Source organism: Neisseria sp. 20925_1_37, assembly GCF_041433255.1.
Lineage (GTDB): Bacteria > Pseudomonadota > Gammaproteobacteria > Burkholderiales > Neisseriaceae > Neisseria > Neisseria flavescens_D.
Window position 1 is genome coordinate 139,720 of record NZ_JAPWBC010000006.1, and the last position, 8,776, is coordinate 148,495.

9 protein-coding genes are annotated in these 8,776 nt (G+C 50.8%); all 9 read left to right on the forward strand.

From position 1 onward, the window contains the following. Window positions 1-131: 131 nt before the first annotated feature. Window positions 132-1,136: a tRNA dihydrouridine synthase DusB gene (gene dusB, locus O3661_RS06735; protein ID WP_371492750.1), complete on the forward strand. Its 1,005-nt coding sequence runs from the start codon at window positions 132-134 to the stop codon at window positions 1,134-1,136. A gap of 53 nt (window positions 1,137-1,189) precedes the next feature. After that, window positions 1,190-1,429, forward strand: coding sequence for a Fis family transcriptional regulator (locus O3661_RS06740; protein WP_003684241.1), 240 nt, complete (start codon window positions 1,190-1,192; stop codon window positions 1,427-1,429). 43 nt (window positions 1,430-1,472) lie between these two features. Next, a complete protein-coding gene (locus tag O3661_RS06745) occupies window positions 1,473-2,207 on the forward strand; it encodes a gamma-glutamyl-gamma-aminobutyrate hydrolase family protein (protein WP_371492751.1) in 735 nt (244 codons plus the stop codon). A 76-nt stretch (window positions 2,208-2,283) separates the two neighbouring features. Continuing rightward, the gene (locus tag O3661_RS06750) at window positions 2,284-3,159 is read left to right on the forward strand and encodes a DMT family transporter (RefSeq protein ID WP_371492752.1); all 876 of its coding nucleotides are present in this window, start codon (window positions 2,284-2,286) and stop codon (window positions 3,157-3,159) included. Between the two features lie 65 nt (window positions 3,160-3,224). Continuing rightward, window positions 3,225-4,043 carry a hypothetical protein gene (locus tag O3661_RS06755; RefSeq protein WP_371492754.1) on the forward strand — a complete coding sequence of 273 codons (819 nt, stop codon included), beginning with the start codon at window positions 3,225-3,227 and terminating at the stop codon, window positions 4,041-4,043. 108 nt (window positions 4,044-4,151) lie between these two features. Next, window positions 4,152-5,321, forward strand: coding sequence for a chloride channel protein (locus O3661_RS06760; protein WP_371492762.1), 1,170 nt, complete (start codon window positions 4,152-4,154; stop codon window positions 5,319-5,321). Between the two features lie 162 nt (window positions 5,322-5,483). Beyond that, on the forward strand, window positions 5,484-7,064 hold the full coding sequence (purH, locus tag O3661_RS06765; RefSeq protein ID WP_371492755.1) for a bifunctional phosphoribosylaminoimidazolecarboxamide formyltransferase/IMP cyclohydrolase: 1,581 nt from the start codon (window positions 5,484-5,486) through the stop codon (window positions 7,062-7,064). A 201-nt stretch (window positions 7,065-7,265) separates the two neighbouring features. Then, window positions 7,266-7,394: a hypothetical protein gene (locus O3661_RS06770; RefSeq protein WP_256388401.1), complete on the forward strand. Its 129-nt coding sequence runs from the start codon at window positions 7,266-7,268 to the stop codon at window positions 7,392-7,394. A gap of 766 nt (window positions 7,395-8,160) precedes the next feature. After that, window positions 8,161-8,776 (forward strand): ESPR-type extended signal peptide-containing protein (locus O3661_RS06775; RefSeq protein ID WP_371492756.1); only part of this gene is annotated, 616 nt, incomplete at its 3' end.

Genomic DNA, 8,776 nt, shown 5'->3' on the forward strand with positions numbered 1-8,776 from the left:
ATGTTTTGGCTGAAAAGGCCGTCTGAAACTCAGTTTCAGACGGCCTTTTTCATTGTGCAACATGTAAATACGATTGGAAAATTTGCTTAAAAATTGTACAATTTCAGCCCTTCCAATTTGGCGCACACATCATGCACATCGGCGGCTATTTCATTGACAACCCCATCGCACTCGCCCCCATGGCAGGCATTACGGACAAACCGTTCCGCCGGATTTGCCGCGAGTTTGGCGCAGGGTGGGCGGTATGTGAAATGCTGACCAGCGATCCGAGCTTGCGCCATACCAAAAAAACCTTGCGCCGCAGCGATTTTGAAGGCGAGGGCGGAGTGGTGGCCGTGCAGATTGCCGGCAGCGATCCACAGCAGATGGCAGAAGCTGCGCGGTATAACGTCAGCCTCGGGGCGCAGGTGATTGATATAAACATGGGCTGTCCGGCCAAAAAAGTCTGCAATGTGCAGGCAGGCAGCGCATTGATGCAAAACGAGCCCTTGGTTGCCGAGATCTTGAAAGCCGTTGTAAATGCGGTGGACGTACCCGTTACCCTCAAAACCCGTTTGGGCTGGCATGACGAACATCAAAACTTGCCGACCATCGCCAAAATTGCCGAAGAATCAGGCATCTCAGCCCTTGCCATCCACGGACGTACACGCACGCAGATGTACAAAGGCGAAGCACGTTACGAACTGATTGCCGAAACCAAAGGCCGTCTGAACATCCCCGTTTGGGTCAACGGCGATATTACTTCGCCACAAAAAGCCGCCGCCGTCCTCAAACAAACCTCCGCCGACGGCATCATGATAGGGCGCGGCGCACAAGGCAGGCCGTGGCTCTTTCGTGATTTAAAACATTACGCCGAACACGGCGTTTTGCCGCCGGCCTTAAGCTTGGCAGAATGCAACGCCACCATTTTGAACCACATCCGCGCCATGCATGAATTTTATGGCGAAGTTGCCGGCGTACGCATCGCCCGCAAACACATCGGCTGGTATATCGACGAAATGCCCGACGGCGAACAAACACGCCGGGACATTAACCGCTTGGACAGCGCCGTAGCACAATACGATATCCTTGCCGCCTATCTTGAGACGCTTTCAGAAAAAACCGACCGTTGGGTATGCCACTATCGGGAAGGCTGAAGAGTTTCAGACGGCCTCATCATTTAAAAACAAATCTAAAGAAAGACATGACGATGAATCAAACGACGACTGACATTGCGCAATGTATTGAACAAAACTTACGACAATACTTCAAAGACTTGGATGGTACGGAACCTTGCGGTGTGTATGATATGGTATTGCATCAAGTGGAAAAGCCGATGCTTGCCTGCGTGATGGAGCAATGCGGCGGAAACCAGTCTAAAGCGGCCGTTATTTTGGGTTTGAACCGCAATACCCTGCGTAAAAAATTACAACAGCACGGTATGCTGTAATACGGCAGGGCAATCCGTCCTGACGGTCGAAGAAGAAATAACAATGCAAAATCCGAATAAATTAAATATCCATTTCATCTTGCACGAGGCATTTGAAGTGCCGGGAGCATATTTGAAATGGGCGCAATGGCGCGGACATAACATCAGTACAACCAAAGTGTACGAAAGGGAAACCCTGCCTGACAATGTGGACGATATAGATTTTTTGATTGTGATGGGCGGGCCGCAATCGCCTGATGAAGACAGGCAGGCATTCCCGTATTACGACCCCCAATCCGAGCTGCGCCTGATGCGTCAGGCGATGGCGGCGGATAAATATATTGTCGGCGTGTGTTTGGGTGCGCAGCTTTTATCCGTTGCCTACGGCGCGCGCCACACACGTAGCCCTGAGCGTGAAATCGGCATTTATCCGATTGAGCTGACGGCGGAAGGTTTGGCGGATGCCCATGTTTCCCTGTTGGGCAAAACCCTGAATACCGGCCATTGGCACGGCGATATGCCCGGTTTGACGGATAAGGCGGTTGTGTTGGCAACCAGCAAAGGCTGTCCGCGCCAGATTATCCGTTTTGCGCCCAAACATTATGCCTTCCAGGCCCATTTGGAGTTTGACCGTGAAGCCGTCGGGCTGCTGATTGCGGCGGACGGACGCGAAAATGTGGCCGAACAAAGCCAAGCCCAAACTTATGTCCAGCATCCGGATAAAATCGAAGCGGCGGATTTCAGTGAAATGAATGCCAAACTCTTCGACTTTTTGGATTCTCTGACGCAGACAAAATAAAAAAGGCCAACCCTCCAGGCCGTCTGAATAATAAATATAGAGAAGAAACGATTAACCCTTTTTAAAAGGTCGGACCATGTTCTATCAAATACTTGCCCTGCTGATTTGGGGCAGCTCTTTTATCGCTGCCAAGTATTCTTACGAGATGATCGACCCTGCGTTGATGGTTGAGGCACGGTTGTTGATTGCCGCGTTGATGGTACTGCCGTCGTGCCGCCGTCATTTGGGTAGGATTCCGCGGAGCGAGTGGAGGCCGTTGTTGTGGATTTCCTTTGTCAACTACGTTGTCGTTTTGATGCTTCAGTTTATCGGTTTGAAATACACGTCTGCCGCCAGCGCGGTTACCATGGTGGGGTTGGAGCCTTTGCTGGTGGTTTTTGTCGGTCATTTCTTTTTCAACGACAAAGCGAAAATTTACCACTGGATTTGCGGTGCGGCGGCGTTTGCCGGCGTGGGCATGATGGTAATGGGCGGTGCAGAAGAGGGCGGTACGATTGACTGGTTCGGCTGTCTGCTGATTTTGCTTGCGGGATTGGGTTTTGCAGGCGTGATACGTCCGAGCCAGCAGATGGTTGCCCGTATCGGTGCGCCTGCATTTACCGCGGCTTCCATGGCTATGGCGGCGGTGTTGTGTCTGCCGTTTTCGCTGGTGTTGGCAGACAGTTATCAAATCAACTGGTCATGGGGCGGTACGCTGTCGATTTTGTATATGGGGATCGGTTGCAGCTGGCTTGCCTATCTGTTGTGGAACAAAGGCATGAATAAAGTCCCTGCCAACGTCTCCGGCCTGCTGATTTCGCTTGAGCCTGTCATTGGCGTTATCATGGCGGTGTTAATTTTGGGCGAACATTTAAGTGCTATGTCTGCGATGGGCATTACCGTCGTTATTGCGTCCACTTTTGTCGCCGGTATGCTGGCGCGTGTCAGCAACAAACACAAAAAGGCCGTCTGAAAATGGTTTCAGACGGCCTGAAGTAAGCAGTATCTTTTTTCAATAAACATTTTGGGAAAATTTCTATGAAACGTATTATCTCCCTGCTTTTGCTTGCCTGCCCTATCTTGGCGTCGGCTGCACCCGATAACGACAAAGCCGCCGTACAGGCAGTCATTGCCAAGTATTACAACCGACCGCTTGCCGCGCACAAATGCCAGCTCGCCAAGCCGCCGAAAGACAGTGAGACAGCATCTGACAATATTATGTATTGCATGAAACCCGTTGCCGACCATACCGTAACACGCAACGGCAAAGCCGCGCGCTATGTGTTGTACACAGGTTTTGCCTACGATATGGAACAAAAAGTAAAACAGGACGCCCATGCTTCTTCCGGTCTGGCAGAATTGTTTGTTTTGGAGAAAGCAGACGGCAAGTGGGCAATCAAACAGCACGGAAAAGATAAAATCGGCGCATGGGGCGAGCCGCCGGAGAATAAGGAGTGGAAGTTTGTTCAGGTGGGTGCGCAAAACTGGGGCTATGTTGCCGAATCAAGTTATACAGGCCAAGGCGACACGACGACTTCGCAAAATTTCCTGTTTACCGATGATAGCAACCTCATCCGCAACAGTGTCATGATCAGCGGTAACGATAACGGCGCATATTTTGGCGACTGCGATGAATATAAAGGGCGTGAAAAACGGAGCTGTGAAGACAGATATACCAGCCTGGAAGCCAAAATTGCTTTTGACAAAAGCCGTCCTGCCGTATCCGGCGTATGGGCGTTGGCTGCAAAACTCAGCGGAGTATCAGGAAAGAAAAAATATAAAAATCAAAAATATGTAATTCCATACAACGGCAAAACCCACATCGCCCCCAAAAACTATCCCTTAGGCGGACAATAGTTCCCTTAAAAAACGCTTTGATCAAACCATTACTACCTCAAGTCAAATCCCGTGAAAGACACTCATAAACTCTGGGTCGCACTCATCATTACCGGCATCATCGGCGGCATGGTCGGCATTGTATTAACCGAAATCATGCACACAATTCAACATCTTGCCTACGGTTACGGTTCAGACGGCCTATACGTTTCATTCCGAGAGGGCGTATCGCAGGCAAGTCCGGAGCGACGTATCGGCGTGATGGCCTTTTGCGGCGTGGTGGTCGGCTTGGGGTGGTGGTTGCTCAAACGCTACGGTAGGCCGCAACCGAGCATTAAAGCCGTGGTTAAAAATCCGCTCGCCGGTTTTCCGTTTTTTGAAACCGTCAGCCATGCCCTGTTGCAAATCATTACCGTCGGGCTTGGCTCGCCGCTCGGTCGCGAAGTTGCGCCGCGCGAAATGACCGCCGCCTTTGCTTCAGTAGGCGTCAACCGTTTCGGGCTGAGCGAAGACGACGCAAGGCTGGTCATCGCGTGCGCCTCAGGTGCAGGTTTGGCGGCCGTGTATAACGTGCCGCTCGCCTCCACACTTTTCATCCTCGAAGCCATGCTGGGCGTATGGACGCAGCAAGCCGTCGCCGCCGCATTACTGACTTCCGTTATCGCCACCGCCGTCGCGCGCATTGGCTTGGGCGACGTGCAGCAATATCATCCGACCAACCTTTCCATCAACACATCATTACTTTGGTTTTCCGCCATCATCGGCCCAGTACTGGGCGCAACCGCCGTCTTTTTCCAGCGCACCGCCCAAAAGTTCCCCTTCATCAAGCGCGACAACATTAAAATCATTCCCTTGGCCGTCTGTATGTTTGCACTCATTGGCGCGATTTCCGTTTGGTTTCCCGAAATTTTGGGCAACGGCAAAGCAGGCAACCAACTGACCTTTGGCGGATTGACCGACTGGCAACACAGCCTTGAGCTGACCGCCGTCAAATGGCTGGTCGTCTTGATGGCGCTGGCGGCAGGCGCATACGGCGGCCTGATTACCCCGTCTATGATGCTCGGCAGTACCATCGCCTTTGCCGCTGCCGCCGCGTGGAATGTTTTCTTTCCCACCATGTCCTCCGAAAGCGCGGCCGTTGTCGGCGCCGCCGTTTTCCTCGGTGTTTCCCTCAAAATGCCCCTGACAGCCATAGCCTTTATTTTGGAGCTTACCTACGCCCCCGTTGCCTTACTCATGCCATTATGTGCAGGCATGGCAGGCGCAGTATGGGTGGCAAAGAAAATGGGATTTAAATAGGCAAAAGCAAAAGGCCGTCTGAAACCAAGTTTCAGACGGCCTTTTACAATAAAATTGTCAACAATATCTATAAAAACCTACTGCCAAAAAGGCGAAAATAGCGGATAATACCGCCCTGAAAATTCATCCCATACTGATTAAACCTTCAACAAAGGAAATCCCATGTCTTCCATCAAACGCGCCCTGATTAGCCTATCCGACAAGACAGGCGCAGTCGAATTTGCCCAAACCCTGACCAAGCTCGGTGTTGAAATCCTCTCTACCGGCGGTACAGCAAAGCTCTTGGCTGATGCAGGCGTTCCCGTTATCGAAGTTGCCGACTATACCGGTTTTCCCGAAATGCTCGACGGCCGCGTGAAAACCCTGCATCCGAAAATTCACGGCGGTATTTTGGGGCGGCGCGATTTGGACGAACACGTCGCCAAGATGGAAGAACACGGCATCGGCAATATCGACCTCGTGTGCGTCAACCTCTACCCCTTCGCCGCCACCATTGCCAAACCAAACTGCACACTGGAAGACGCGATTGAAAACATCGACATCGGCGGCCCGACCATGGTGCGCTCTGCCGCGAAAAACTGGAAACACGTCGCCATCGTTACCGATACCGCCGATTTCCCTGCCATCGCCGCCGAACTCGAAGCCAACAACGGCGCATTGAGCGACAAAACCCGTTTCAACCTCTCACGCAAAGCATTCAGCCATACCGCCCAATACGACGGCATGATTTCCAACTACCTGACCTCGCTTTCAGACGACGTCTTAAGCGGCCAGCCCCAAATCGGCGAATTTCCGAGCCAGTTCAACCAAAGCTGGATTAAAGTGCAAGACATGCGCTACGGCGAAAACCCGCATCAACGCGCCGCGTTCTACCGCGATATTTACCCCGCCGCAGGCAGCCTTTCCGCCTACAAACAGCTGCAAGGCAAAGAATTGTCTTACAACAACATCGCCGATGCCGATGCAGCATGGGAAGCCGTCAAATCCTTTGACGCGCCGGCCTGCGTGATCGTGAAACACGCCAATCCGTGCGGCGTAGCCATCGCCTCCAATACCCTGGATGCCTACAAACTAGCCTACGCTACCGACACCACCAGCGCATTCGGCGGCATCATCGCCTTCAACCGCGAAGTGGACGGCGAAACCGTCAAACAAATTACCGACAACCAATTTATGGAAGTCCTCATGGCGCCGAAGTTCACCGCCGAAGCCCTCGAAATCGCCGCCGCCAAGAAAAACGTGCGCGTATTGGAAGTGCCGCTCGAAGCAGGTGCCAACCGCTTTGAACTCAAACGCGTTGGCGGCGGACTGTTGGTACAAACCCCCGATATCCACCGACTTAACCGCGCCGATTTAAAAGTCGTCTCCAAACGCCAACCGACCGAGCAAGAATGGAACGACCTGATGTTCGTATGGAACGTCGCAAAATACGTCAAATCCAACGCCATCGTCTTCGGCAAAGGTGGCCAAATCTACGGCATCGGCGCAGGCCAAATGAGCCGCGTGGACAGCACCCGCATCGCCGCCCGCAAAGCGCAAGATGCTAATCTCGACCTCAACGGCGCATGTGCCGCTTCCGATGCCTTCTTCCCATTCCGCGACGGCGTAGATGTCATTGCCGAGCAGGGCATCAAAGCCATCATCCATCCCGCAGGCTCCATGCGCGACCAAGAAGTCTTTGACGCAGCGGACGAACACGGCATCGCCATGGTCGTCACCGGCATCCGCCATTTCCGCCACTAATTAAGCTGATATAAAATAAAGGCCGTCTGAAAACAAAGTTTCAATATCATGAAACCCGTTTTCAGACGGCCTTCTTCAATCATCAAATAATTTAGCGGCCTAACTGTAAATCAGGATAAAGCAACCAAGCCCCAGCCCGTCCGATTCATGCAGCAACACAACGCCACACAAGTCTAAAACCAACCCACTCAGAGAAAAAACATGAAACACATCCTCCTCATTCTCACCCTCGCCACACTCACCGCCTGCGCCTCCAGCCATACCGGCGGCTACGGCTATGCCGGCAACAACGGCGCCTCCGCAGGCGTGACCCAGACATTCCGTTGGTAAGGCCGTCTGAAAAACAACATAGTTTTCTACGATAGAGAACAAACAAATCCCAAACGTAAAGGCAAGTTTTACACTTGCCTTTTTTAACGCTGTCCATCGGCTCAATAGCGCATAAATTCGTGTCATTTGCCCGCTGTTTGCTATGTTAGAAAACGTCAAAGGCCGTCTGAAAACAGGAGATATAAACCCATCACACGGTTTAAACCGATCTTCGATACAAATCTCATTAATTCTCTAAATAAAAGCTGACATCTAAATCTATCACTAAAATAACTATCCTGTTAACATATTATTTAGCAATCATTATTGTTTAAAAATTTCAATAAAAATCATATAATTATTAAAAGCGTTTAAAAAAAGCAACAAGTAAATCTAACCAGCATGACCGTTGAGGGCGAAAAAATAACACTTTATCGGAAGAGTTGATTTGTAAAACCAAACGCATATAAAATTTGGACAAGGATTCCGAATGCATTGAAAGAAGCTGACAAAAAGTGACTTGTTAAGAAACAAGCTGACAAAAAACGGCACATCGTTTCCCAAACTTCACAAGCTTCCCAAAATGTATCAGCATAAAATCCCTTAAAACAGGAATTTAGCTGCCATTCGGCCGAGTGGAAACTTTTGGCACGGGAATTGCATACAAGAGGTTACGACGTAAAACCGCATAAAGGGGAGACTCTGAAGTGCGGCATATGTATGGGCAAGCGGTTTGTCGCCGAGCAAACGTCCCAAAAGAAATCAAACCCCTTACAGGAAAATCGATATGAATAAAGTCTTTAAAGTCATTTGGAACCACGCGACCCAGACATGGACCGCGGTTTCCGAAATCAGCCATGCACACGGCAAAAAATCCGCTTCCGACAAGCGTAAAGCCGTAGCTGCTGCAGTAGTTGCAGCAGGTGCTTTGATGGCTGCAGAAAGTGCTTCTGCTGCTGATCGTACAGTAGTTTTGGAGAATAACCGTACGGCAATTAGCCCTGTTGCTGGTGAAAGCTATAAAGCTGCTAATGCAGTTTCTTCATTTGCTGTCGCTATCGGTGTAGATGCTCATGCAGATAGCGGTATTCCAGATGGTACGATTGATCAGGCTACAGGTAAGCCTAAGACATCAGGCTCTGTTGCAATTGGTTTGCATGCGCAAGTTAAGCCTGATACAGGTGGGACTGCATTGTCAGGTGTTGCGATCGGTGATCATGCAACAGCTACAAAAGATTCAGCGTTGGCAATTGGTGCTTACAATAGTGCGACTGGCTCTAGTTCTACTGCTATCGGTAAATCATCAAGTGCAACCAACAATAATGCAATTGCTGTAGGTACTCAAGCAAAAGCTACAGCTGATAACGCGATCAGTGCTGGTGCATATAATGAAGCCTCAGGTG